Source organism: Bacteroides finegoldii DSM 17565, assembly GCF_000156195.1.
Lineage (GTDB): Bacteria > Bacteroidota > Bacteroidia > Bacteroidales > Bacteroidaceae > Bacteroides > Bacteroides finegoldii.
This window is the reverse complement of record NZ_GG688319.1, coordinates 287,227-312,808: the sequence shown is the minus strand read 5'-3', so window position 1 is coordinate 312,808 and position 25,582 is coordinate 287,227. Positions and strand designations below refer to the sequence as shown.

The following is a 25,582-nucleotide window of genomic DNA, read 5'->3' as shown; positions in this document are numbered from 1 at the left end:
TATGTATCATTTTAATTTCATGCAAAAATAGTGATAATGTTTATTTCGTTCAAAATCAATGTGAAAAAATGCAATATATAAAATATTTACGTATTTTTGTGGCATAATGAATAGACAGTCTTTTATAATATCATTGAGAGTTCAAGTTGTTGTAAGTTGTTTATTGAGTTCATTCTTCTTTTTAAGCGAGAATGGTTACGCTTCGGAACAAGTTACGTTTATAGAAACCCCTACGGATAATGCGACGGCAACGGTAAGGGGACGTGTTGTCGATACCAACGGCGAGCCGCTTATCGGGGCAACCATTCGTGAGAAAGGAGGAGCGAACGGAACTGTCAGTGATATAGACGGTAGCTTCTTTTTGTCCGTTCCGGATAGCGCTGTTCTGCAAGTTTCCTTTATCGGTTATGAGACAGTGGAAGTCAAAGTAACGGGTAGGGCAATGCTTGAAATCTCCCTTCGGGAAAATACGGTCATGCTTGATAATGTAATTGTGACTGCTCTAGGGCTTGAAAAGGATGAATCTACTTTGGCTTATTCGACTCAGAAAATAAAAGGGGAAGAACTGAATCGGGTAAAGGAGATAAATATGATAACAGCCCTTGCCGGAAAAGCTGCAGGAGTGCAGGTCAACAAGAATTCTTCCGGTATGGGTGGTTCTGCCAAAATCACTCTTCGGGGAGTCCGTTCGGTATCCGGAGATAATCAGCCGCTTTATGTAATAGACGGTGTACCGATGTCCAACACTTCTCCGGAACAGGCTTATTCGGCGATTGGCGGAACGGCAAATGCCGGAAACCGAGATGGAGGAGATGGTATCTCCAATCTGAATCCGGAGGATGTAGAAAGTATCAGTATCTTGAAAGGCGCCCCAGCAGCGGCTTTGTATGGAAGTTTGGCTGCCAATGGAGTAATCCTGATCACTACCAAAAAAGGAAATTCTACAGGGAAAAGAAGTATCCATTTCTCTACCGGACTTACTTTTGAAAAGGCTTTCAGCTTACCTCAGATGCAAAATAGCTATGGGGTGAGTGATGTGATAGATAGTTGGGTGAAAGGAAAGTTTGGAGGTGCATGATAATCTGAATGATTTTTTCCGTACCGGACTTACTTCCATGACTTCCGTATCCGTCAGTCACGGAAATGAAAATCTGCAAACTTATTTTTCTTATGCCAATACTACTGGACGGGGCATTATTGAAGGGAATAAATTAAAGAAGCATAACATCAATCTGCGTGAAACGGCTGCCATGTTCAACAAACGTCTGAAGTTGGATGGCAATGTCAATGTCATGAAACAAACGGTTGAGAATAAGCCCGTCTCAGGAGGTTTTTATATGAATCCGTTAGTAGGGCTTTACCGTTTTCCGCGTGGCGAAGATCTGTCTTATTATAAGGAGCATTTTGAAACTTATAATGAAGAGCGTAATTTGAATGTGCAGAATTGGCATACGTTTACCGAAGATTTTGAGCAGAATCCATATTGGATAGTGAATCGTATCCAAAGCAGGGAAACACGCACACGTGTCATTCTTGCTCTTTCCGTCACTTTCAAGGTGAATGGTTGGCTGACGATACAAGCACGTGGCAATATGGATTATTGGGCTGATAAATTGCGTCAGAAATTCTATGCTTCTACCGCAACAGCTTTATGCGGAGTGAACGGGCGTTATCTTGAGATGGACTATCAGGAAACGCAGATGTATGGTGACGTGATGGCTATGTTTAAGAAAACATGGGGTGATTTTACTCTGGATGCGGCTATTGGCGGCAGTATCAATGATAAGGTGGTGAACTCAACCCGTTACGACTCGAAGAATGCTTCTTTGAAATACGCCAATGTGTTTAATATTGCCAATATCGTGATGAACAGCTCTGCCAGTATTGATCAGAAGATAGATGCACACCGGCAGTTGCAATCATTTTTCGGTACGGCTCAGATAGGTTATAAGGAAAAGATATTTCTTGATTTGACAGCCCGTAATGACTGGTCGTCCACGTTATCCTATACCAAACATGAGAAATCAGGATTTGCTTATCCGTCCGTCGGTCTTTCCATATTGCTTGATAAATGGCTGAAATTGCCCGAATGGGTTTCTTTTGCAAAGTTACGCGGGGCTTACAGTAAAGTGGGAAATGATATCCCTCTGTACATCACAAATTCCACTTCGCACGTCAATGCCGGTGGTGAGGTACAGGCAAATGATGCTGCGCCTTTTAAAGAAATGGAACCGGAAATGACTCATGCTATGGAATTCGGAACGGAATGGAAGTTCTTCCGACACCGTTTGGGAATTAACCTGACTTATTATCGCACAAATACGTATAATCAGTTTTTCAAGCTTCCTGCTCTCGCCGGTGATGAGTTTGCTTATCGGTATGTGAACGCTGGAAATATTCAAAACAAGGGATGGGAAATTACGCTGAATGCTACTCCGGTGTTAACTTCTGACTTCACATGGAAGACGTCGCTCAACTTTTCTTCCAATAAGAATAAGATTGTGAAGTTGCATGATGACTTGAAGGAGTTCGTTTACGGACCTACAAGTTTTTCTTCAAGCTATGCTATGAAATTGGTGAAAGGCGGTTCTATCGGGGATATATATGGAAAAGCTTTTGTGCGCGATGATCAGGGAAGGATTGTTTATGGGACGGAAGGAGACCATAAAGGGCTGCCGTTGGTGGAAGGAGATGGTAATACGGTGAAAGTAGGAAATGCCAATCCGGTCTTTTTAATGGGATGGAATCATACGTTTTCTTACAAGGGATTCAGTTTTTACTTTTTGCTCGACTGGCGTTATGGTGGTAAAGTCCTTTCGCAAACGCAGGCGGAAATGGATCTTTATGGAGTGTCGGAAATAACTGCAGATGCTCGTGATAAAGGATATGTTATGCTGGAAGGGGAACGGATAGACAATGTGAAAGGATTTTATAAGAATGTGGTAGGCGGACGTGCCGGAGTGACGGAATATTATATGTATGATGCCACTAATCTGCGTTTGCGTGAAGTGTCGCTGAGTTACAATTTCCCTAAGGAATGGATGCAGAAAACTAAAGTATTGAAGAATGTGCAACTTTCGTTTGTAGCCCGTAATCTGTGTTTCTTGTATAAGGAAGCACCTTTTGACCCGGATCTGGTACTTTCTACAGGAAATGATAATCAAGGTATCGAGGTGTTCGGAATGCCTACTACCCGTAGCCTGGGTTTTACGCTGAAATGTGAGTTTTAAAAGCTGAAAAGGGAAAATGAAGAAACGATACATATATTTATATTTGATAGGATGGTGGCTTTTTTGCGTAGCATGCACGGGTAACTTCCGCGATTATAATACCGATCTGTCCGGCATTACGAATGAAGATCTGAACATTGACGATAATGGTTATGGAATCCGTCTGGGGATTATCCAACAAGGCATTTATTTTAATTATGATTACGGAAAGGGGAAGAATTGGCCTTTCCAGTTGATACAGAATTTGAATGCGGATATGTTCAGTGGATATATGCATGATGCCAAACCTCTGAACGGTGGTTCCAATAATTCCGATTATAATATGCAGGATGGTTGGAACAGTGCGATGTGGACACATGTGTATTCGTATATTTTTCCACAGATATATCAGTCGGAGAATGCTACCCGTGATACTCATCCAGCCCTGTTTGGTATTACGAAAATATTGAAAGTGGAAGTAATGCATCGGGTAACGGATTACTATGGTCCTATTATTTACAGGCATTTTGCGAATGCGGAAAAGCATTATCAACCTGATACGCAGAAAGAGGTCTATTATGAATTCTTTAATGAACTGGATTCTGCCGTTGTCGCTCTTATCGGTTATATAGAAGAAAAACCGGAATCCAATGGGTTCGCCCGGTTTGACATTCTGCTGGATGGCAAGTATTCCTCTTGGGTGAAGTTTGCCAATTCTTTGCGCTTGCGTTTGGCTATGCGTCTTGCATCAATCGCTCCCGACAAGGCACGTTTGGAAATAGAGAAGATAAAGGATAATGATTACGGTTTCTTTGAGAGAGGATCGGAAAAAGTTGCGGTTTCTACAAAATCGGGATATATTAATCCGTTGGGAGAACTTAATTTGGTGTGGAATGAAACGTATATGAATGCTTCAATGGAGTCTATACTTACGGGATACGATGATCCTCGACTCAAAGCCTATTTCGTTCCTTGTACGGATGAAAAGTTTAGGGGAGAGTATCGTGGCATTCGTCAGGGAACTTGTTTTGCACATAATCATTATGCAGGGCTGTCCCGATTGTCGGTCACACAGGCTACGGACGCACCTCTGATGACGGCTTCTGAAGTCTGGTTTTTACGTGCTGAGGCCGCTTTACGCGGTTGGACAGACGAAAATGAAGAAAACTGCTATCGGAACGGAGTGATGACTTCTTTCGAACAATGGGGTGTCTATGGAGTAGAAGATTACTTGAAGAGCGAACGGATAGCTTCGAATTTTGTAGACACTTATGAAACGGAGAATAATGTGGAAGCTCGTTGTAAGGTATCACCAAAATGGAATCCGTCGGATGATAAGGAGAAAAAGCTGGAGAAGATTATTACCCAAAAGTGGATTGCCATGTTTCCCGAAGGCTGTGAAGCTTGGGCTGAACAACGACGTACGGGATATCCCCGCTTGTTTCCCGTACGTTTCAATCATAGCAGGAACGGATGTATAGATTCGGAGACGATGGTACGCCGACTTCACTTTCCCGGTACTTTGCAAACAGAAGATCCGGAGCAATATTCTGCCCTTGTGAAAGCTTTGGATGGAGAAGATCACGAAGGTACATACCTATGGTGGGATACGGGAAATAATAGTTTGGAATAAAAAATCTGTGTAAGTAATGTGTGTATATGTGCAGGTTTGACTAATTTTGCGCTTTCATTAAAAAACACATTTATTCATGAAACAGATTATTGCTGCTTTTTTCCTTTGTATGTTGCTTTGGCCCGTGTCGGGATTGCGGGCTCAAAACATACAGTTGCATTATGATTTCGGACGTTCCCTGTATGATAAAGATTTAAAAGGTCGTCCTTTGCTGACTTCTACTGTAGAGAAATTCCATCCCGATGCTTGGGGAAGTACCTATTTCTTTGTTGATATGGATTATACTTCCGATGGGGTAGCTTCCGCTTATTGGGAGATTGCCCGTGAGTTGAAATTCTGGAAAGCTCCTTTTTCCGCACATCTCGAATATAACGGTGGTTTGGCAAAAGGATTTTCTTACAATAATGCTTATCTGGCCGGTGCTACCTATACTTATAACAATGCTTCTTTCTCAAAAGGTTTCACTGTGAGTGCCATGTATAAGTACATTCAGAAGCATAAATCACCTAACAATTTCCAATTGACAGGTACTTGGTACATTAATTTTTGCCATAACTTGCTGACTTTCTCCGGGTTTGCCGACTGGTGGCGTGAGGAAACGGATTATGGGAAAACGATCTTCCTTACCGAACCACAGTTTTGGGTAAACCTGAACCGTATTAAAGGAGTAAATAAGAATTTCAACTTAAGTATAGGCTCGGAAGTGGAATTAAGTAATAACTTCGGTAATCGTGATGGCTTTTATGCAATCCCGACACTAGCCCTAAAATGGACATTGAATTAAATGAAAACAGATTTAATCTACGGTGTTGAAGACCGTCCTCCTTTTAAAGATGCGCTGTTTGCCGCTTTGCAACATCTGTTGGCTATCTTTGTTGCCATCATTACACCGCCACTTATCATTGCGAGTGCTTTGAAACTGGATGTGGAGAAGACGAGTTTTCTGGTCTCTATGTCTCTCTTTGCTTCAGGAGTATCAACTTTCATTCAATGTCGCCGTTTCGGAACGATAGGAGCAGGGCTGCTCTGTATTCAGGGAACCAGTTTCTCTTTTATTGGGCCTATTATTGCCACAGGGCTTGTCGGTGGATTACCTCTAATTTTTGGTTCCTGTATGGTTGCCGCGCCCATCGAGATGATTGTCAGCCGTACTTTTAAGTACTTGCGTAATATCATCACTCCGTTAGTATCCGGTATTGTTGTGCTACTTATCGGATTGAGCCTGATAAAAGTCGGGATCGTGTCTTGCGGAGGCGGATATTCTGCTATGGATAACGGAACCTTTGCAACTTGGGAAAATCTATCTATTGCTGCACTGGTGCTTTTAAGTGTATTGTTTTTCAATCGTTGCGGAAATAAATACCTGCGCATGAGTTCCATTGTTCTTGGGCTTTGTCTTGGTTATGGTTTGGCTTTTGTCTTAGGGAAAGTCGATATGAGCTCTCTGAATGTAGGAATGCTGATGAGTTTCAATATTCCTCAACCTTTTAAATATGGCGTTGACTTCAATGTTTCTTCTTTTATAGCTATTGGGCTGGTTTACTTGATTACGGCTATTGAAGCGACGGGAGACGTGACTGCCAATTCTATGATATCCGGTCTTCCGATTGAAGGTGATTCTTATCTGAAACGAGTTTCAGGTGGAGTAATGGCAGACGGATTCAACTCTTTCCTTGCCGGAGTTTTTAACTCCTTCCCAAACTCTATTTTTGCGCAGAACAACGGTATTATTCAACTGACTGGAGTAGCCAGTCGCTATGTGGGTTATTATATTGCTGCAATGCTTGTACTTTTGGGCTTGTTCCCTATTGTAGGGGCTGTTTTTTCATTAATGCCCGATCCAGTACTGGGTGGAGCAACCTTGCTTATGTTCGGTACGGTAGCCGCCGCAGGTATCCGCATTGTCTCTTCTCAGGAAATCGGTCGTAAAGAAACGTTGGTATTAGCGGTCAGCCTTTCTCTTGGCTTGGGAGTAGAATTAATGCCGGACGTACTGCAACAAGCCCCCGAAGCGATTCGAAGTATCTTTTCATCGGGAATCACTACCGGAGGCCTGACTGCAATAATTGCCAATATAGTAATACGTGTAAAAGAAGAGAAAGATTAATCTTCAATACTCAGATTACTCATTTTGTCAGTTATATGGAAGGGGAAATCCGGATATTCGTAGAGACTGAAACGAGTTTCGGTTTCCCCTTTGGTGTAGTTCCATATCGAAGCATAATCTTCCGGGTCTTCTCCCATTTTAGCCAATTGGCGCAGATAAGCGGCCAACGATTTGTTCTCTACAATATAAATTTGTCCCATCCGGTCAATAATCGGACTGTGGCGGCGCGTTCCGTCATGTTCAAAACATAGGATGCGTTTCCCTTCTTCTGTAAGTCCCACTAATTGGAAAGTCATACTTTTGCCGATGGCTGGTAAATTCAGTACACTGCGATCTGTAGCAAGGAAAGGTAAGTGATGTTTTCTCATGAACCGTCTTAACTGTTTGGCAACCTCTTCTTTTTCTTTCATATCTTTTTCTGCTCCCGTCTTCGTTTCCAATATCTTATATAATTCTTCTGCCTGTTCCGGTGTCATTCTGCCATATATTTTTTCCTCCTGCTGTTCCTGCATTGAACGGCTGTTGGGTGCGAACACCGCATAATTTTCATTAAAGCCCTTCACGGAAAAAGTATAGTAACACATCACTCCCAATGAATTAAGCACTTGTCGGAGCCGTGTTGTATGTCCTCGTCGCGAAGCTGCCACTGTGTACACCAATTGGTTCGTGATGATCCATCCAGCGGAAAGTATCTTCCGAATAGCCTCTTTAGCTTCCGGAGTCACCTCCAATGGGGTCTGGAAATGGGTCTGGATAATAAACTGTTTCACACCGGCTGCCGAAGCCTTTTCTTTGAATTCCCGCAATATCTCCACTAACTCGTCATTAATGCGCATCGGTAAATAGGCTGGTAAACGGGAACCTAACCTTACCCGTTGCAGTTCTGCATATTTTTCACCCTCCGGACGGTCAAGGTTCGCTTTCTGTTTGCGTACGGCCATTCGATATACTGCATCCAGAATGTGTTGAAGTGTCTTATTCTGACTCATCAGCGCATCTCCTCCGGTGATAAGAATATCCCGCAATTGCGTATCTTCTTCAAAATAAGTCATCAAGCGTCGTAATTTGCGTTCCCATGACTCTTTCGGTCGTAACGTTTCAAACTCAAAATTCAACCGTTCGCTCTGAAAATCATACATCCGTTGACAAGAAGCGCAAAGTCCTCCGCACGCTCTTCCCATCGTATCGGGAATAAGAATAGCAACCTCCGGATAACGTCGATGAATATTATGTCCATCCGGTAATAGCCATCCTGCTGCATTCGGTTTTTCCGCCTCTACAATATCTTCTTTCTCCCATGCGCGGATATTTCCATAAGTTTCTACCAGTCGTGGTGAGTAAAGAATATAGCTCCGGATCGCTTCATCGTTATATCCATATCCCGTAACATTGAGTAATGACAGGTAATAAGGAGTGGCAAAAAACGGCATCCTTTTCTTTCGGGCACGATGAAGCAAATACATTGTTTCTGACGAAAGTGAATTTCCTAGAAAACGGTTCAACTCTCCCGGACTCTTAACAGCCATTGCCAAATGAAAGCGAAAGTCATTCCACCATTCACTCACCAGTCTGTATTTCTCTTCATAACTCATCCCTTCTTCAAAATGAAAACGTGCCGAAGGTTTCGACTTTCTGTTTTCAATCTTTTGAATCAGTAAATGCAACATCCGCTCCTTATTCTCATCCCGCACTTCCCGTACCTCTTCATCTAATCCTGTTTCCCAACGGTCATTCCGGTTTTTGATACGTTGCGGAGACGGTAAAGGTATTATATCCCCTTTCAATCGTTTGAACATTTGAAAGAGTTCTATGAATAAGTCTGTCGGTAATTCCATGTTTTCTAATGTTCCCGTCAGAAATTCATAAAGCAACCGTATTGTCTGTATTGACATATCCTGTCCCGTAGACAGTTCATGGACATCCTGTCCATCATAATGGAGTAAAAGTCGAATTTGCTCCCTAGCCTCTTTCGCAGTCTTATTCTCCATTCTGCAAGTCTCCAGAAATCGTTGCATTTTTAGCTTAAACTCCTCAACAGAAGAGCTTTTATCAGCCATCTCCACCACTTCCGGAATTTCTTGATTATAGATTTGTTTCAATTGTGAAAAAGTAAGTGTAAGCATTTTCTTTTGTTTCATAAGCAATCTCTCTATTTAATGGTATATAAAGATACGAAAAAAGCGGAAGTTTCATACTTCCGCTTTTTCTATCGTGCTAATCTTTACGATTTTCTAACATTTTAGAGCAACTTATTTTTTCGTTTCCGTGTCATCATTCTTGCGTTTCGGCTCTTTTTTTGCCAATAAGACAATATTATACACATAATCCGTCATCCACTGTTCCGAGTATCCCAGACGTTCCTTGTATTGACGTACAGCCGCTGCAGTCTTGTGCACATCATCAGCTTTCCATACAGTCTTTGTGCAAACATCGTGGACCGTTTTCTGAGTCATGCCATAAAGTGCTTTCTTAAAGATAGACGGCATGCGGAACTTCCATTGCATCAGATTCCCCATCAACATCATCAAGTCGTTAGAGAATCCTTGATACATAAACAGATAAGATTGAATATCATTCTGAGTACGGCAGTTGCGTTTTACGGAAGAATCGATTTCTTTAAAGAAACTCTCATTCAATCCATAGTCCTGCATCAACATTTTGCGCGAAGCTGACTTTTCGGCCAATCCTAACTTGCCGTTTTGCGTAGGTATCTTGAATAAACGTTTGAAGTTGGCTACATCCGGCAGGAAGCGGATATTTGTGATACCAAGGTTAGTGGCGATAACTGACTGGAAATAGACCCGGGTCAGAGAAATGAAATCTTCTACATTGCCGACTTTTGTTTCATCGGATTTTTTCTTGAATAAACCAAATAAGCCCATTGTTGTATTTACAATTTTATTATTTACAATTTACTAATTGAACGTGTGTGATTGCTTTGTTGCATACCAACCAAGCTGATATTTCGTGTGCAAAGGTACAAAAAACAGTTGGGTTTCACCAACATTCCAAGTCCTTTTCAATATCCGGCATTGTCTCTTTTCTGAAAACAGGATTCTGAATGCCGACTTTCTTCTGCGATGAGCCGGAAAGTACCATCATTGTTTAGCATAAAGTCTCTAATGTAATTGCGATCATTCACTTTTCATCCGGAAGTAGAATTTATGATTTTCGAATACAGGTTCTGCAATACCATAACGAACGAATTTGGCAAGCAGATGTTCGGCGGCACGGCGTGAGATTCCTGTCTGACGACAATAACGGTTGAGTGATAGTAGAGTACCGTGTTCCAGTTGATCGAGCAAAAGCTGTTCACGTTCAGTGTAACGGATTAGTTCGCCACGGGGATTGTCGCTCTGTTGCCACACGCGGAGATGTATAGGTGTCGCCAATATGTTTTCGTCCTTGATACGGAGATAGGCGAGCGGTTTTCCGGTTTCGTCTTTGGCATACACCGGTTTGTGAAGGGTCTCTTCGATAGTGACTACCAATACCTGTCGTCCTTCTACTATGTATGTTTGCATTGTATATTCCACTTCGGGTACACAATAAAGTTGTGCGGCCGCCTCAATCATATATTTTTCCTCTTCGGAACGTACGCCTGCTATTTTTCCATTGTCTTTCACGCCAATAAGCAATCTTCCTCCGTCGGTGTTGGCAAAAGCGGACAAGGTTTTGGCTATCTTGCGTGCATCGGAAATTTCAAATTTGAAGTCCTGTTGTTGATGCTCTCCTTCAGCAATCAAAGTATGTATATAATCGGTATCTGTAAGCGGTTTCATGGCTACAAAGGTAGGTAAAAATGGCGAAAAGTACCTTTTTTTGCATTATTTTCAAAGAATATTTACAAAAAAAAAGATTGTTTTTATGCGTTTATTTCGGGAAACAGTGTATTTTTGCGACACATTATTAACGAAAAAAATAAAAGGATTATGAAAGAATTGGTAGAAAAAGTAGCAGCTCTGTATGCTGACTTCGCAAAAGATGCTAACGCTCAGATTGAAAATGGTAACAAAGCAGCAGGAACTCGCGCTCGTAAAGCTTCTTTGGAAATCGAAAAAGCAATGAAAGAATTCCGTAAAGCATCTTTGGAAGCTTCTAAAAAGTAAGATTAGAAACTACTAAGATATCAGAAGAAATGAGAGGGTATATTATCATGATATATCCTCTTTTTATTTTTTAAGCTTCTCTTTTTGCAACTTATGTACTGAAAACCGGGCTTGTGAAAGTCTGTTTTTTGTATTCTTAATATTAATCGTATATTTGCGAAAAGAATCAAGATCGGGAATGATGAACGAAAACGTCTTAGCTAAACTGAAGATACTTGCAGAATCTGCCAAGTACGATGTTTCCTGTTCTTCCAGTGGTACGGTGCGTTCCAATAAGCCGGGAACGCTGGGAAACACTGTGGGAGGATGGGGGATATGCCACAGTTTTGCCGAGGACGGTCGATGTATCTCGCTATTGAAAATCATGCTTACCAATTATTGCATTTACGATTGTGCCTATTGCGTCAACCGTCGTAGCAACGATCTTCCCCGCGCTACCTTTTCCGTTTCGGAATTGGTGGAGCTGACGATGGAATTCTACCGTCGTAACTATATCGAAGGGCTGTTTCTTAGCTCCGGAGTGGTCCGTAATCCGGACTATACAATGGAGAGACTTGTGCGTGTAGCCAAAGATTTGCGGCAAGTGTACCGTTTTAACGGTTATATCCATCTCAAGAGTATTCCCGGAGCCAGTCGCGAATTAGTGAATGAAGCCGGATTGTATGCCGATCGTCTTAGCGTCAACGTCGAAATTCCCAAAGAAGAAAATTTGAAACTGCTTGCACCGGAAAAAGACCATAAAAGTGTATTTGCTCCGATGAAATACATTCAACAAGGCGTGTTGGAGAGTAAAGAAGAACGGCAGAAGTTTCGCCACGCACCGCGTTTCGCACCTGCGGGACAAAGTACCCAGGTGATTGTGGGAGCTACCTCCGAATCGGATAAAGATATTCTTTTTCTTTCGTCGGCACTTTATGGGCGCCCCACCATGAAACGTGTCTATTACTCGGGCTACGTTTCCGTGAATACGTATGATAAGCGCCTTCCGGCATTGAAACAGCCGCCTCTGGTACGTGAAAACCGGCTCTATCAGGCTGACTGGTTATTGCGTTTTTATCAATTCAAGGTAGATGAAATTGTGGATGATTCCTATCCGGATCTCGATCTCGAAATAGACCCGAAACTTTCGTGGGCTTTGCGCCATCCCGAACAGTTTCCTGTCGACATCAATAAGGCAGACTACGAAATGTTGCTCCGTGTGCCGGGAGTAGGGGTGAAGTCGGCGAAACTGATTGTTGCTTCCCGTCGTTTTTCGCGGCTGGGATTTTATGAACTGAAGAAGATAGGAGTGGTGATGAAGAAAGCGCAATATTTCATCACTTGCAAAGAACTGCCTCTCCAGATGCAGACAGTGAACGAACTTTCTCCGCAACGGGTGCGCAGCTTATTGTTGCCGAAACCGAAAAAGAAAGTAGATGAACGTCAGTTGTTGCTTGATTTTGGCGAATAAGAATAATTTACGATTAGACAATTTACTATTCAAAAGTGATACCAAGCGTAAATTGTCTAATAGTAACTTAAATAGTAAATCGTAAATTGTCTAATAGTAAATATGTTTAGTGTTTATATTTACGATAAAACCTTTGATGGTCTGCTGACGGCTGTGTTCGACGCCTATTTCCGCAAGACTTTCCCCGATGCCTTGCTGTCGGAAGGAGATGCTTTGCCTTTATTTTGTGATGAGCTGCATACGGTAGTGACCGATGAAGAAAAGGCCGGGCGTGTGTGGCGGGGATTACAGAAGAAAGTTTCCTCTTCCGCTTTGGGTTGCCTCACACAAAGTTGGCTGTCGGAGCTTCCGGAAGTAGGGATGCTTATTTTTCGTTATATCCGTAAAGCGATCGACGCGCCCCGGTCCATTGAAACCAATTTTGGTGATCCGGATGTTTTACAATTGGCGCAAATATGGAAGAAGGTGGATGGCGAACGTGTACACCTGATGCAGTTTGTCCGTTTCCAGAAAGCTGCCGACGGTACATTCTTTGCCGCTTTCGAACCGCAGTATAATGCGCTCCCGTTGACGGTTCACCATTTCAAAGACCGTTTTGCCGATCAGAAGTGGATTATTTACGACATGAAACGCCGTTACGGATTTTATTATGACTTGCAGGAGGTGACGACTATCTCGTTTGATGATGACAGTCGTGAATCCCATTTGATTACGGGGATGCTGGACGAAAGTCTGATGGACAAGGATGAGAAGCTTTTCCAACAACTTTGGAAGACATATTTCAAGGTCATTTGTATCAAAGAACGCATGAATCCGAGGAAGCACAGGCAGGATATGCCTGTACGTTATTGGAAGTATCTGACGGAAAAGCAAAAGTAGATTTCCATTTTGGGAGAGGAGCGAAAGTCTGACTATTCAATTCGCTGCACCGTTACATCCGGAAATTCCTGTATCAGCGAAAGCAGATGCCCTTCATCATTATTTCGTTTCGACTTGATAACCATCGTAACCTGATAATATTCTGTTTCACCCGTGTGTTGCGTTTCCATCTCGTAAGAGACTATCAGGTAGTCTTTAGAGTTGAATCTGTCCGCTATCTGTTTCAGTATGTCTTTGTTGGGAGTTGAGAAAGAAACCATCGAGCTTTTCATTCCGATGCTTTTAAATAGATAGCTAAGTAGTTCCAGTCCGACGAGGGTTAACACCGTGGCGGCAATACCGATGGTGTACATTCCTGCACCTACCGCCAAGCCGATACCTGCTGTTGCCCAGATTCCTGCGGCGGTAGTCAGTCCGCGTACAATCTGTTTTTGAAAGATGATGGTTCCTGCACCGATAAATCCGATACCGCTGACAACCTGTGCCGCCACCCGACTGGGATCGAGTGTGACACTACTTTCTTTTATAATTTCCTGAAATCCGTATTGGGAAACAATCATAATCAAAGCACTACCTAGCGACACGAGAAAATGAGTGCGGTATCCGGCCTCTTTGGCACGGTATTCACGATCCAGTCCGATGATGGCTCCCAATATTCCGGCGACCAATAAACGGATTACAAAATCCATATTCAACATCATGTGTTCAATCTCCTTTCTGTTTTTTATTGTTTGTGGAAAAATGCTTAGGACTATAAATATACAATTATTTCCCCTTTTTGTATCAATCATTTAGTAATATTTGAACGTATCCAATTCATTTTATCGTATATTCGCAGATTCAAATAAATGTTTAATCCCGCGACCGAGCAAATAATGAAGAAAAGAATTTTTTATATAATCAGCTTTCTGGTGATCTTCTGTATGGAGGTGTTGATAGCTTTGTATGTGCGCGACCGTTTCATACGACCTTATGTCGGAGATATGTTGGTGGTAGTGCTGGTATATAGCTTTGTACGTATCTTTCTACCGACGGGGATTCCGCGGATGCCGTTTTATGTCTTTCTTTTTGCCTGTTTGGTAGAAGTCTTGCAATACTTCCGGCTGGTGGAAACATTGGGTGTCACGAACCGCGTAGCCCGAATTGTGCTGGGTTCTACGTTCGATTGGGGAGATATTGCCTGCTATGCTGTGGGATGCGTTTTCATTGTCTTATTCGAGCATTTCGTCCGGCGTAGATCGTAGAGGATTTATTTCTCTTCCGCTTTGGTTTCGGATGGGTTTAGGCTGTGACCGCAATATTTGCAAAACTCTGCATTATCTTCGTGTCCGGAGCGATGGCAGTTGGGACATTCTTTGTCTCTCCTGCGTTTATACTCTTTCATCATGGAGGCAGATACGATACCTGTGGGTACGGCAATAATCGTGTAACCGATCAGCATGACACAGGCGGAAAGGAATTTTCCGAGGCCGGTGGCGGGAGTAATATCTCCATAACCTACGGTAGTCATGGTGACGATAGCCCAATAGATGCTGTTCGGGATATTGTTGAACTGGGAGTTGGGTTGCGTTCCTTCAATCATATACATTAGCGTTCCGATGGAAGTCACCAGAATGACGACAAACAAGAAGAACACTGCAATCTTCTTACTACTTTCACGCAAGGCAGTGAGCAGCCGTTCCCCCTCATTCAGAAAGTTGAAAAGCTTGAAGACGCGGAACACACGTATCAGGCGGAAGGCACGGATGATGAGTAGATAGCGGGCGCCCGGGAAGAGCAGACCGATGTAAAGAGGCAACGTGGCCAGTAAGTCTACGATACCGAAAAAGCTGAATATGTATTTCCGGGGACGGGGTGAACAGTAGATCCTCGTCAGGTATTCGAAAGTAAAGAAGCCGGTGAAAAGGAATTCCATAATGACGAACGGAGTCGTCAGATAGGTGGGAAGTCCTTTCAGACTTTCGATGATGACGAGCAATACGCTGACCAGAATACAGGCGATAAGAATCACGTCGAACAATTTCCCGGCAGGGGTGTCCGATTCGAAGATGATGACGTATAACTTTCGTTTCAGTTTCTCGTCATGTAAAAAACGATGGATTCTTTCTTTCAGTTTCATATCAATAGTGCTTGGTCGGAATTAAAGAAAAAGTCTTTTTAGTCGATGACCCACTGTTTATTGTAGGCAATGGTCTTTTGCGGGTTGTAATACATTCCCTCTTGTGTAGGAATATAGAGAATGTATGTCTTTCCGGTCTTGTTCTTCAATGAAGTGTCGCGCAGCCAGGGGTTGGCATCACGGAGTTGGGCATAGGTGATTCCCTGTGATTTTGCGTACTCGTTCAGATCGTCGATAGAAGTGTTGACGGTTACCTCTTTATAAGGAATAGGCGGATACAGATGTTCCCGTTTCAAGAGGAATCCGTAACGTTGCGGGTTGTTGAATATCTCTTTGGCTGCCAGCAAGCGGAACATGTAGCGGGAAGTTTCCTCTACCAGCCATAAGTCCATGGCATGACTTGCCAACTGCTTTTCAAGTTGGGAGGAGATGCGTCCCTGTCCGGCGTTATAGGCGGCGGAGACAGCCATCCAGTCGCCATATTTGGCATACGCCTGTTTGAAGTATTTGCAGGCGGCAACGGTTGCTTTTTCAATATGATAGCGTTCGTCTACGTTATCGTTCACTTCCAGCCCGAATTCCCGTCCGGTGGCAGGCATAAATTGCCATAGACCTGCTGCTCCTGCCGGAGAACGTGCGATGTTATTCAGATTGCTCTCGATGACCATCAGGTATTTGAAGTCATCAGGAATACCGTTTGCTTTCAGTATCGGTTCGATGATGGGGAAGTAACGGTTGGCACGCTTGATTAATAACATGGTGGTGGAGTGCATATAGGTGAAGGCCATCATCTCGCGGTCCATCCGTTCGCGGCGGTCATAGCGCCGGAGGTCAATCGTTTCCCCGTCGAAGGTGACCTGTGCGGGAACAGTAGGCGGAGTGACACAATAAGGCACTTCCGATTTGGCGGAATGTTGTTCGTTCACTTGGCTGCTGCCTGTCAATATTGGGATGGAAGCACCGATGCAAAATACTAATATAAGTGTAAGAATATAGTTGATTTTCATTTGTCTTTTCATTTTATAACCTTTTTGGATGCTTCAATGTTTACGTCTATCTTGCAAAGATAACCTCATTTTGCTTTTTTCAAAGAACTTTTCTTGCATTTTATACGTTTTTCTAATAGAGTTAAAATAAACAACGAATCAAGATGAATATAGCAATGACCGGAGCTACCGGATATATAGGTAAACATCTTTCTAATTATCTTACAGAAAAGGGCGGACATCGGATCATTCCTCTAGGAAGGTCGATGTTTCGCGAAGGTATGTCCGGTTATTTGATTTAGACACTGACCCATTGTGATGTTGTCATCAACCTGGCAGGTGCACCTATCAATAAACGTTGGACACCGGAATATAAACAGGAGCTTTTCAACAGTCGTATTGTCGTAACCAATCGTATTATCCGCACTTTGAACGCAGTCAAAACGAAACCGAAACTGATGATTTCGGCTTCTGCCGTAGGTTATTATCCTTCGGAAGCGGAGGTGGACGAATATACCCGTACCCGTGGAGAAGGTTTTCTGTCCGATCTTTGCTATGCGTGGGAAAAGGAAGCGAAACACTGTCCCGAACCTACAAGGCTCGTTATTACACGCTTCGGCGTAGTGCTTTCTCTGGACGGGGGAGCGATGCAGCAGATGCTTCGCCCTTTGCAAGCTACCAAGATAGCCACTGCCATCGGTCCCGGTACGCAGGCTTTTCCGTGGATATCGATACGGGATCTTTGCCGTGCAATGGAGTTCTTTATCACTCACGAAGAGACACATGGGGTATATAATCTGGTTGCTCCGCAGCAGATTTCGCAATATGCTTTCACCCGTGCGATGGGAAAGGCTTATCGGGCATGGACAACGATGGTAGCTCCGCAACGAATTTTCCGTATCTTATATGGTGAAGCGGCATCTTTCCTGACTGCTGGCCAGAGAGTTCGCCCAACGCGTCTGACGGAGGCGGGATTTCATTTTTCCATTCCCAATGTCGGACGTCTTTTCAGAGGTACGGACCATAGTACGGTTACCTCTCTCGACCTGCACCGGTATATGGGACTTTGGTATGAAATAGCCCGCTACGAGAATCGCTTTGAATACGGACTTGTAGACGTCACGGCTACTTACACGCTCCGTCCCGACGGCATGATTCGTGTGGAGAACCGGGGATGCAAACGTAATTCTCCTTACGACATCTGCAAGACTGCCAACGGACATGCCAAAATACCCGATCCCGCACAGCCGGGCAAACTGAAAGTGTCTTTCTTCCTTAGTTTCTATTCTGATTATTATGTCTTGGAACTGGATGAAGAGAATTACAATTATGCCCTGATAGGCAGCAGTACTGATAAATATCTCTGGATACTAAGCCGTACACCCCAACTGCCGGAAGAAATCAAGAAGAAACTCGTCACCGCTGCCGAACGTCGTGGATACGATACGAGCCAGTTGAAGTGGATCGAGCAACTCTGATCGCAATCTGCGCCTGATAACCTAAGATTATTTTGCCGGAGTGCTTAACGAACAATGAGACAACTTTAAAACAACAGCAATTATGAATTACGAAATTATTCATCAGCCCGAACAAAAATTGTTCAAGACAGAAGTAGACGGTCGCACCGCCTTTGTACAATATCGCCTGATAGGTGATTCTCTTGATATTATCCACACAATTGTGCCACAACCCATTGAAGGGCGGGGGATTGCCGCTGCCTTGGTAAAAGCTGCTTACGCCTATGCATTAGCTAACGGGATGAAGCCGAAAGCAACATGCTCTTATGCAGTGAAGTGGTTGGAAAGACACCCGGAAATAAATGGTTAAATACTCGCTTTTGATTCGTCGGAAAAGGAAATAATATTATCTTTGTAATTGGAAATCAATGAAGAAAAATAGTGTTATGATAAAAGAAGGTGAAAAGGTAAAAGTGGATCCTAGGTTAACGGGACTCGATGAATGGATAGAGGGTACAGTAATTGATATTGAACATAATCCGTTCAAAGGCTTAGTTATAGCGATTCGTGATAAATTTAACCGTATTTTCTTTGGTGAGCAGAAATATTTTATTCCTGTAAATGAGGATAATGTATGTATGCAATAGCCTTTGATATGGTCATTACAGACCTACGTGCCAATTATGGAGAGCCTTATAACAATGCCTATTTTGAAATAAATAAAGTGTTGCGTCAGTATGAGTTTTATAATACGCAGGGTAGTGTATATCTAACAGAGAAAACTGATATGGCAAATCTTTTTCGTGCAATTGACGCATTGAAACGTATTCCTTGGTTTCAGGCGTCAGTTCGTGATCTTCGTGCGTTTCGTGTAGAAGACTGGTCGAACTTTACGGATTTTATAAAAGAAAATAAGTAGATAAGCTTTCAGGTCTGAATATGTATTCATGCCTGAAAGCTCCTTTTATTTCTCAATTACTGTTTCCACCTCTTCAACTGTGGAAAGTACTCCTTCATCGTTTTCCGTGCTTCCTCCACTGTGTATTTCACTTCCGAGTCTTTATTGAACTCATCCAGATAATTCAGATTAAGCTCGATCATCTCGTCCATGGTACACTCTTTCGTGAAATGTCCGTCCGCATAGCAATAGTGGCAATAATCTTCGTTCTTGCTACCGTCCGTTTCTTTTCCAAAAGTTGAGTCGTCTATCGGCATACCGCAACTTTGACAAAATTTTTGTTCCATCTTTTTTTGTTAGATTATAAGTTTATGTTACAAGACAAATGTAAGTAGAAATATTGGAAAAGAAGTAGTCTGGTCTTGCTATTTATTCATTTATTTCTTTCCTGGTTTGCTTTTGGTGTTAATTGGTTTTCACGGGCAGCCGTTTCCACATCCAACGGGGAATCATTTTCCAGAAAAAGACCAGTATCCGGTAGCGCCAGTCGATCACTACTATCCGTTGTTTCCGCTCCAGTGACCAGGCGATGTGACGTCCCACTTTCGCTGCATCCATCAATAGCGGATAATGTTTCCCGTCGTTGAGCAAGTCGGTGGCAACAAATCCGGGACGGATATCAGTAAAACGGATATTCAGTTTTTGTAAATATGAAAGTTGTTCGAGAGCATCTATGTAAGTGTTCTGGAAGCGTTTGGTGGCAGAGTAGGCAGGAGCCACTCCAAGTCCTTTCGTTCCCGCGATGGAACTGATGACTGCCAGGTGGCCGCCTCCGCTTTTCCTGAAATAGATGAAAGCGGTATCCACCATGCGGATAAATCCCTCTACATTCGTGTATGCTGTGTTCAGCTCCACCTCCATGTTCAGATTCGTATTCTGGAAACCGATGCCCGAGCTAAGAAGAAACAAATCCATGCCGCCCACCTTGTCGATGAGCATATTCAATTTCTCGCCTGCATCTTCCTGGGTTACGTCCAACGCTTGAATTTGAATCTGATCCGGTGCTGCCCGTTGCAGGTTTTCGAGAGCGGATTGCCGTCTGCCGGCTACTCCGATTTGCCATCCATCCAGTAACAGACATTTTGCAACTTCTTGTCCGATGCCGGAGGTAGCGCCAATGATAATGGCTTTTTTCATTACTGATTTTTTTAGTAAGTTATAGGTTCAATAAATGTCGTATGGCCTGCCAGGGTGCATAAAGCAACATCCTCGGTCCGGAGAAACGCATCACCTGTCGCATTCGTTCGCGCATGACGGGTTTGTAACAATGTACGGTGCATTCTTTGCATGCACTCTTCTTCTCTCCAAACGGACAATGGTCGAGACGTGCGTGGGCATAGCGGAGCAACTCTTCACAGTCGGCACAAAGAATTGTATTTTTTTCTTTTTTCCGGCAATAGAGGCGGATCATCAACTCTACCGTTTTCTTTTCGTGCGCAATGCGTGATGCTTTCATCTCTTTCTTTTTTACACTTTGGAATGACAAAGATAGCGAAGATTATGCAGAAATGCAGGCGTATTCTGTTAAAATACACCTTCTTCTTTTTTCTATTTTGAAAAGCACCCTTTCATTTTGGTAGGGTGTTTAGAGATTACTTTTTCTAAAATGAAAAAAAATAAATGCATTGATTACAAGCTAATTATCAGAATCCTTTTCATTTTGGCATACTCTTGGCTATGAGGGGAACATACAAAATAATTCATGAGTTATGGAAGAGTACATTTCAGATAACAGTCTGTATATTCGGAGTAAGAATAATAGCATGATTAACCGGAAGATGATAGGGCGCGTGCTGGGTATGTTGCTATTCATCGAATTGGGGATGTTCTTACTTTGTGCCGGAGTGTCGGCTGGTTACGGGGAAAGTGATTATAAATACTTTCTTTACACCTGTATCATCAATGCTGTGGTAGGCGGATTGTTACTGCTCTACGGACGGGGAGCGGAGAATAAGATGAGCCGGAGAGACGGATATTGTGTGGTCACTCTTTCATGGGTTGTTTTTTACCTTTTTCGGCATGCTTCCTTTTTATTTTAGCGGAAGCATTGATACGATAACCAATGCCTTTTTCGAAACCATGTCCGGGTTTACCACTACAGGAGCTACTATTCTCGATGATATTGAATCCCTTTCCCACGGTATGCTTTTCTGGCGAAGCCTGACGCAGTGGATCGGTGGTTTGGGGATTGTGTTTTTCACGATTGCCATTCTTCCTATCTTTACCACGGGAGGAGTGCAACTCTTCTCTGCTGAATCTACGGGAGTGACGCACGACCGTACCCATCCGAAAATCAATGTCATGGCCAAGTGGTTGTGGACAATTTATCTGGTATTGACAGTTTCGGAAACTGTCTTATTGATGTTTGGGGGCATGAGCTTGTTTGATGCCATTTGCCAGTCGTTTGCCACTACTGCTACGGGCGGATATTCTACCAAGCAGAACAGTATATCTTACTGGAATTCTCCGTATATAGAATATGTGGTGGCTATCTTTATGATTGTTTCCAGTATCAACTTCTCTTTGTTTCTGATGTGTTTGAAAGGAAAAGTCGGTCGTTTATTCAAAGATGAAGAGCTGCACTGGTTTCTGGCGTCAGTGGGTATCTTGACTTTTCTTATCACGTTGGCGCTCGTCTTTCAAAATCATTATGACTGGGAACTGGCTTTCCGGAAAGCATTGTTCCAGGTGTCTACGGTGCATACTTCCTGCGGTTTTGCTACGGATGATTATAATATGTGGCCTCCTTTCACGTGGTTACTGTTGTTTATTGCGATGCTTTCGGGAGGGTGTACGGGTTCTACCAGTGGAGGTATCAAGAATATGCGGTTGCTGATTGTGGCACGTGCCATTCGGAATGAGTTCAAACATCTGCTCCACCCGAATGCCGTGCTTCCCGTACGTATCAATAAGCAGACGGTGTCTTCTTCTATTGTAACTACCGTATTGATTTTCTTTGCTTTTTATCTGGTTCTGATCCTGATTGGGTGGACGGCTCTTTTGTTTTTGGGAGTTGGCTTTTCCGAGTCCGTCAGTACGGTTATTTCGAGTATAGGCAATGTCGGTCCGGGATTGGGAACTTGCGGGCCTGCATATTCGTGGAATTCTTTACCTGATCTGGCAAAGTGGATACTTTCTTTTCTGATGCTGGTGGGACGTCTGGAATTGTTTAGTGTACTCCTGTTGTTTTATCCGGGATTCTGGAAGAATAGATAAACTGTAAATCATGAACGGGCTTCTGAAACATCGTTGGAAGAGTTTGTGGTTGACGGAAACAATCTGTATCTTTGCAGCATGAAAAAGTTATTGTGTCCGCAATGCAAGATTGCAGCTATGTATGTGAAGAATGAACAGGGTGACAGGCTGCTGGTTTATGTGCTCGAAGATGGTGAAGTTGTTCCCAAATATCCGGAAGATTCGATGGAGGGGTTCGATTTGACAGAAGTCTTCTGCCTGGGATGCTCGTGGCATGGTTCACCTAAACGGTTGGTGAAACGATAGACCGGGAGACTCATGCTCTCATACTGATTTTTTTGATTTATGTCAACTAAAAGAGGAACGCAAATCAAGAACTAATTCATTGAATTTTCCGTATCTTTGCATCCGATTTTAGAACATAGACGTATGGCAACTTCTAAAGAAATGACGGCAGGGCCGGCATTACCTCTCATTTTAAAGTTTACGCTGCCGCTTTTACTCGGCAATCTGTTGCAACAAACGTATTCGCTTGTTGATGCTGCAATTGTAGGAAAGTTTTTAGGAATTAACGCGTTAGCTTCTGTTGGAGCTAGCACATCGGTGGTGTTTCTTATTCTCGGGTTCTGCAATGGATGTTGCGGAGGTTTCGGAATACCCGTTGCGCAGAAGTTTGGGGCGCGGGATTACAGTACGATGCGCAGTTATGTGGCCGTCAGTCTGAAACTGGCTGCGGGAATGTCTGTGGTGATTGCTCTTCTCACCTGTATTTTATGTGAGGATATTCTTCGGATCATGCGTACGCCGGAGAATATTTTCGAAGGGGCGTATGCTTATTTGCTTGTCACGTTTATTGGTGTGCCGTGTACTTTCTTCTATAATCTTCTTTCGAGCATTATCCGTGCGTTGGGAGACAGTAAGACGCCTTTTTGGTTTCTGCTGTTTGCGGCTGTTCTGAATATCATTCTTGATTTGTTCTGTATTTTGGTACTTGGCTGGGGAGTGGCGGGAGCTGCTATTGCTACTGTCTTTTCGCAAGGATTGTCGGCTGTTCTCTGCTACATTTATATGTACCGGAAGTTTGAAATATTGCAAGGTACTCCGAAAGAACGCCGGTTCCAGTCGAAACTGGCTAAGACGCTGCTTTACATTGGTGTGCCTATGGGATTGCAGTTTTCTATCACGGCTATCGGCAGCATCATGCTTCAGAGTGCGAATAATGCATTGGGAACAGCGTGTGTGGCAGCTTTTACGTCTGCTATGCGCATCAAGATGTTCTTTATCTGCACGTTCGAGAGTCTGGGAATTGCGATGGCTACGTATAGCGGACAGAATTATGGGGCAGGAAAACCGGAGCGTGTCTGGTTGGGAATTAAGGCGAGTGCTTTGATGATGATCGTTTATGCGGCATTTACATTCGTTCTTCTGATGGTGGGAGCTAAATATTTTGCATTGATCTTTGTAGATCCGTCGGAAACGGAAATTCTGTTGGATACCGAGTTGTTCCTGCATGTCTCCTGTATGTTCTTCCCAATGCTTGGTTTGTTGTGCATCTTGCGTTATACCATTCAGGGAGTAGGCTTTACCAATCTTGCCATGTTCTCCGGAGTGGCGGAGATGATTGCTCGTATTCTTGTCAGTCTCTATGCCGTACCGGTATTCGGTTTTATTGCTGTCTGCTACGGTGATCCGATGGCTTGGATAGCGGCAGATTTGTTCCTCGTACCGGCATTTATCTACGTTTATCGCAGGTTGAAGAAGCAGGTGTTCACAAGTACGGTTACTGTTTAGAAGTCGGCCTCTTTCTGTATGCGTAGAATCTTTCCGCTGATGGGATGACGGAACTCTATATATTCGGCGTGGAGGTATAGTCTGTCCGCTTTCTTTCCGTAAAGTTCATCCCCAAGAATGGGGCAACTCAAACCCTCCGGATGGGCGGCGTGTACCCGTAATTGGTGTGTCCGTCCGGTCAACGGATAGAAAGCAATCCGGATGTGTTTTTCTGATTCACTGATGATGCGGTATTCTGTAATCGCTTCTTTCCCATGTTCTCTACTGACGATTTGCCGGGGACGATCAAGAGGATTCAAACAGAGAGGGAGTTCGATTCTTCCTGTTCTTCCGGGCGGCAGTGCTGTCTTCTCTACTGTTGCTGTTGCCCCATCCAACACGGCTACATAGCGTTTCTTGATACTTCTGCTTGCAAATTGTGCCTGCAAATGTTGATGCACCTCTTTCGTTTTAGCTACGAGCAATAATCCGGAAGTCGCCATATCGAGGCGATGTACAATCATAGGTCCGGTAGCATCGGGATACTTCTTTTTCAGGCGATGATAGACTGAATCTCTGTCCTCCTCCTTTCCCGGAACGGACAACATTCCTGCCGGCTTATTGACTACCACTAACCATTCATCTTCATATACGATTTCCAGTTCTTCATCCTCATGGATGGAGTTCAGCAACGGATTCTCGTCTACTTCCAGTCCTTGCAACATATGCTGCAAAATAGGTTCACATTTTCCCTTGCAGGAAGGATAATAATATCCGTGATGCCGGATTTCGTTTTTAGGAGAGTCTCCCCACCAGAATTCAGCCATAGCCAATGGCTTTAATTGATGAAGATACGCATATTGCAACAATTTAGGCAAAGCACATTCACCCGCACCGGCAGGAGGAACTTTCTGAACTGTCTGCTCAAAGATAGTGTATAGGTCTTTCACTTCTCCTCTGGCATTCAGCATCCGGAACTGCTCGAACAACTTTCTTTGCAAGGCTGCCGAACGTTCCTTCCGTTCGGTTTTCAGTTGTTCTATTTCAGTCTCGAAGTGTCTCGTTTCCGTTTCGAGTTCTTCCAATCGTTTCTTCCATTTTTTTTCCAGTCGTTTGTATTCCGCTTTCTGGTATTGGCTTTCCCGGATCAGGGAGGCTTGTTCCTCTTCGGAAAGGGTAGAGGATGATTGGCGGCGAATCTCTCTCGCCTCCTTTGCTGCTTTGAGTTCTGCCTTAGCCTGATTCAAAATTGCTTTAGCCTGTTCCGTTTCCGTCTTCCACTTTTCTTTTAAATCGAGATAAGAACGATTGTTTTCTAATTCACGAATACGGATATTGATGGAAGATATTTGTTCTTCTTCAATTTTGAAGAATCCTTCCGGTTGCAATAAGTCGTAAACAGGAGGGACAAAATAAGGATGCAGATTCTTCCCTGCCAGATTGCCGGAGAAAGCAGCGAGATAACCAATTTCATTGACTGCTTCTTTTTTTGCAGTCTCTTGTTTATTCTCTTTTTGTACAATCAGTACCCCGAACATTTTTCCGAAAGCTAATTCTTCTTGCCATTCTTCTCGGCTCGCGATATATTCTTTCACTTCTTCCGCTGCCAACACGCACAATGGATGAGGCGTATAGTGGAAAGGATAAGTGAATTTATCCGGTAACGCAAGGTGAGAAATGGGTTGCTTGAAAAAATGTATCATCGGTTTA

General features: G+C 43.4%; 22 protein-coding genes and 3 pseudogenes. 15 read left to right on the top strand and 10 right to left on the bottom strand.

Annotated elements, in window-relative coordinates; translation table 11 throughout:
• Nucleotides 1–106 precede the first annotated feature (106 nt).
• From BACFIN_RS20585 to BACFIN_RS14415, 4 genes and pseudogenes are all read left to right on the top strand, one after another.
• Nucleotides 107–3,230 (top strand): annotated as a pseudogene (locus tag BACFIN_RS20585) (SusC/RagA family TonB-linked outer membrane protein).
• 16 nt (nt 3,231–3,246) lie between these two features.
• On the top strand, nt 3,247–4,842 hold the full coding sequence (locus BACFIN_RS14405) for a SusD/RagB family nutrient-binding outer membrane lipoprotein (protein ID WP_007750542.1): 1,596 nt from the start codon (nt 3,247–3,249) through the stop codon (nt 4,840–4,842).
• Between the two features lie 76 nt (nt 4,843–4,918).
• Nucleotides 4,919–5,626: a nucleoside-specific channel-forming Tsx family protein gene (locus BACFIN_RS22925; RefSeq protein ID WP_007750540.1), complete on the top strand. Its 708-nt coding sequence runs from the start codon at nt 4,919–4,921 to the stop codon at nt 5,624–5,626.
• Nucleotides 5,627–6,949, top strand: coding sequence for a nucleobase:cation symporter-2 family protein (locus tag BACFIN_RS14415; RefSeq protein ID WP_007750539.1), 1,323 nt, complete (start codon nt 5,627–5,629; stop codon nt 6,947–6,949).
• Here the strand turns inward: BACFIN_RS14415 and BACFIN_RS14420 are convergent.
• The 3 genes from BACFIN_RS14420 to BACFIN_RS14430 form a co-directional block, all read right to left on the bottom strand.
• Entirely contained in the window at nt 6,946–9,087 is a 2,142-nt protein-coding gene (locus BACFIN_RS14420) for a KamA family radical SAM protein (protein WP_007750538.1), read from the bottom strand. The two genes, BACFIN_RS14415 and BACFIN_RS14420, sit on opposite strands and share 4 nt — an antisense overlap.
• 111 nt (nt 9,088–9,198) lie before the next feature.
• The gene (locus BACFIN_RS14425) at nt 9,199–9,831 is read right to left on the bottom strand and encodes a hypothetical protein (protein WP_007750537.1); all 633 of its coding nucleotides are present in this window, start codon (nt 9,829–9,831) and stop codon (nt 9,199–9,201) included.
• A 252-nt stretch (nt 9,832–10,083) separates the two neighbouring features.
• Nucleotides 10,084–10,731, bottom strand: a complete 648-nt coding sequence (locus BACFIN_RS14430; protein WP_007750536.1) for an AlbA family DNA-binding domain-containing protein — start codon at nt 10,729–10,731, stop codon at nt 10,084–10,086.
• 150 nt (nt 10,732–10,881) lie between these two features.
• On the opposite strand from BACFIN_RS14430, the gene BACFIN_RS14435 reads away from it, so the two are divergent.
• From BACFIN_RS14435 to BACFIN_RS14445, 3 genes are all read left to right on the top strand, one after another.
• Nucleotides 10,882–11,058, top strand: a complete 177-nt coding sequence (locus BACFIN_RS14435; protein WP_007750534.1) for a histone H1 — start codon at nt 10,882–10,884, stop codon at nt 11,056–11,058.
• A 181-nt stretch (nt 11,059–11,239) separates the two neighbouring features.
• Nucleotides 11,240–12,508: a putative DNA modification/repair radical SAM protein gene (locus BACFIN_RS14440; protein ID WP_004304808.1), complete on the top strand. Its 1,269-nt coding sequence runs from the start codon at nt 11,240–11,242 to the stop codon at nt 12,506–12,508.
• A 102-nt stretch (nt 12,509–12,610) separates the two neighbouring features.
• A complete protein-coding gene (locus BACFIN_RS14445; RefSeq protein WP_007750533.1) occupies nt 12,611–13,387 on the top strand; it encodes a TIGR03915 family putative DNA repair protein in 777 nt (258 codons plus the stop codon).
• Between the two features lie 32 nt (nt 13,388–13,419).
• Here BACFIN_RS14445 and BACFIN_RS14450 read toward each other — a convergent pair whose 3' ends face one another.
• Nucleotides 13,420–14,088 (bottom strand): MgtC/SapB family protein, encoded by a 669-nt coding sequence (locus BACFIN_RS14450; protein WP_032839348.1) that lies wholly within the window; start codon nt 14,086–14,088, stop codon nt 13,420–13,422.
• A 174-nt stretch (nt 14,089–14,262) separates the two neighbouring features.
• Here BACFIN_RS14450 and BACFIN_RS14455 point away from each other — a divergent pair, with 174 nt between their 5' ends.
• Nucleotides 14,263–14,631, top strand: a complete 369-nt coding sequence (locus tag BACFIN_RS14455; RefSeq protein ID WP_032839347.1) for a ribosomal maturation YjgA family protein — start codon at nt 14,263–14,265, stop codon at nt 14,629–14,631.
• Nucleotides 14,632–14,636: 5 nt separating this feature from the next.
• Here the strand turns inward: BACFIN_RS14455 and BACFIN_RS14460 are convergent, their stop codons facing one another.
• Both BACFIN_RS14460 and BACFIN_RS14465 read right to left on the bottom strand, forming a co-directional pair.
• On the bottom strand, nt 14,637–15,506 hold the full coding sequence (locus BACFIN_RS14460; protein ID WP_004304811.1) for an ion transporter: 870 nt from the start codon (nt 15,504–15,506) through the stop codon (nt 14,637–14,639).
• Between the two features lie 38 nt (nt 15,507–15,544).
• On the bottom strand, nt 15,545–16,525 hold the full coding sequence (locus BACFIN_RS14465) for a lytic transglycosylase domain-containing protein (protein ID WP_007750517.1): 981 nt from the start codon (nt 16,523–16,525) through the stop codon (nt 15,545–15,547).
• A gap of 131 nt (nt 16,526–16,656) precedes the next feature.
• Between BACFIN_RS14465 and BACFIN_RS20580 the strand changes: the two are divergent.
• The 4 genes and pseudogenes from BACFIN_RS20580 (at nt 16,657) to BACFIN_RS14480 (ending at nt 18,868) form a co-directional block, all read left to right on the top strand.
• Nucleotides 16,657–17,970: pseudogene (locus BACFIN_RS20580) on the top strand (TIGR01777 family oxidoreductase).
• A gap of 82 nt (nt 17,971–18,052) precedes the next feature.
• Nucleotides 18,053–18,319 carry a GNAT family N-acetyltransferase gene (locus BACFIN_RS14470; RefSeq protein ID WP_004320676.1) on the top strand — a complete coding sequence of 89 codons (267 nt, stop codon included), beginning with the start codon at nt 18,053–18,055 and terminating at the stop codon, nt 18,317–18,319.
• 58 nt (nt 18,320–18,377) lie between these two features.
• Nucleotides 18,378–18,596 carry a hypothetical protein gene (locus BACFIN_RS14475; protein WP_004301974.1) on the top strand — a complete coding sequence of 73 codons (219 nt, stop codon included), beginning with the start codon at nt 18,378–18,380 and terminating at the stop codon, nt 18,594–18,596.
• A complete protein-coding gene (locus BACFIN_RS14480; RefSeq protein WP_004301975.1) occupies nt 18,584–18,868 on the top strand; it encodes a virulence protein in 285 nt (94 codons plus the stop codon). Before BACFIN_RS14475 ends, BACFIN_RS14480 begins: the two co-directional genes overlap by 13 nt.
• 56 nt (nt 18,869–18,924) lie before the next feature.
• Here BACFIN_RS14480 and BACFIN_RS14485 read toward each other — a convergent pair whose 3' ends face one another.
• The 3 genes from BACFIN_RS14485 to BACFIN_RS14495 form a co-directional block, all read right to left on the bottom strand.
• Nucleotides 18,925–19,194: a zinc ribbon domain-containing protein gene (locus BACFIN_RS14485; protein WP_004320675.1), complete on the bottom strand. Its 270-nt coding sequence runs from the start codon at nt 19,192–19,194 to the stop codon at nt 18,925–18,927.
• A 118-nt stretch (nt 19,195–19,312) separates the two neighbouring features.
• Nucleotides 19,313–20,044, bottom strand: a complete 732-nt coding sequence (locus BACFIN_RS14490) for an SDR family NAD(P)-dependent oxidoreductase (RefSeq protein ID WP_004301977.1) — start codon at nt 20,042–20,044, stop codon at nt 19,313–19,315.
• A 19-nt stretch (nt 20,045–20,063) separates the two neighbouring features.
• Nucleotides 20,064–20,363 (bottom strand): nitrous oxide-stimulated promoter family protein, encoded by a 300-nt coding sequence (locus BACFIN_RS14495; RefSeq protein ID WP_004304816.1) that lies wholly within the window; start codon nt 20,361–20,363, stop codon nt 20,064–20,066.
• 253 nt (nt 20,364–20,616) lie between these two features.
• Between BACFIN_RS14495 and BACFIN_RS14505 the strand changes: the two are divergent.
• The 3 genes and pseudogenes from BACFIN_RS14505 to BACFIN_RS14515 all read left to right on the top strand — a co-directional run bounded on the left by BACFIN_RS14505 (nt 20,617) and on the right by BACFIN_RS14515 (nt 23,893).
• Nucleotides 20,617–22,123 (top strand): annotated as a pseudogene (locus BACFIN_RS14505) (TrkH family potassium uptake protein).
• 78 nt (nt 22,124–22,201) lie between these two features.
• On the top strand, nt 22,202–22,408 hold the full coding sequence (locus tag BACFIN_RS14510) for a hypothetical protein (protein WP_007750505.1): 207 nt from the start codon (nt 22,202–22,204) through the stop codon (nt 22,406–22,408).
• 123 nt (nt 22,409–22,531) lie between these two features.
• Nucleotides 22,532–23,893 carry an MATE family efflux transporter gene (locus tag BACFIN_RS14515; RefSeq protein ID WP_007750498.1) on the top strand — a complete coding sequence of 454 codons (1,362 nt, stop codon included), beginning with the start codon at nt 22,532–22,534 and terminating at the stop codon, nt 23,891–23,893.
• Here BACFIN_RS14515 and BACFIN_RS14520 read toward each other — a convergent pair.
• Nucleotides 23,890–25,575 carry an RluA family pseudouridine synthase gene (locus tag BACFIN_RS14520; protein WP_007750485.1) on the bottom strand — a complete coding sequence of 562 codons (1,686 nt, stop codon included), beginning with the start codon at nt 25,573–25,575 and terminating at the stop codon, nt 23,890–23,892. The two genes, BACFIN_RS14515 and BACFIN_RS14520, sit on opposite strands and share 4 nt — an antisense overlap.
• Nucleotides 25,576–25,582 lie beyond the last annotated feature (7 nt).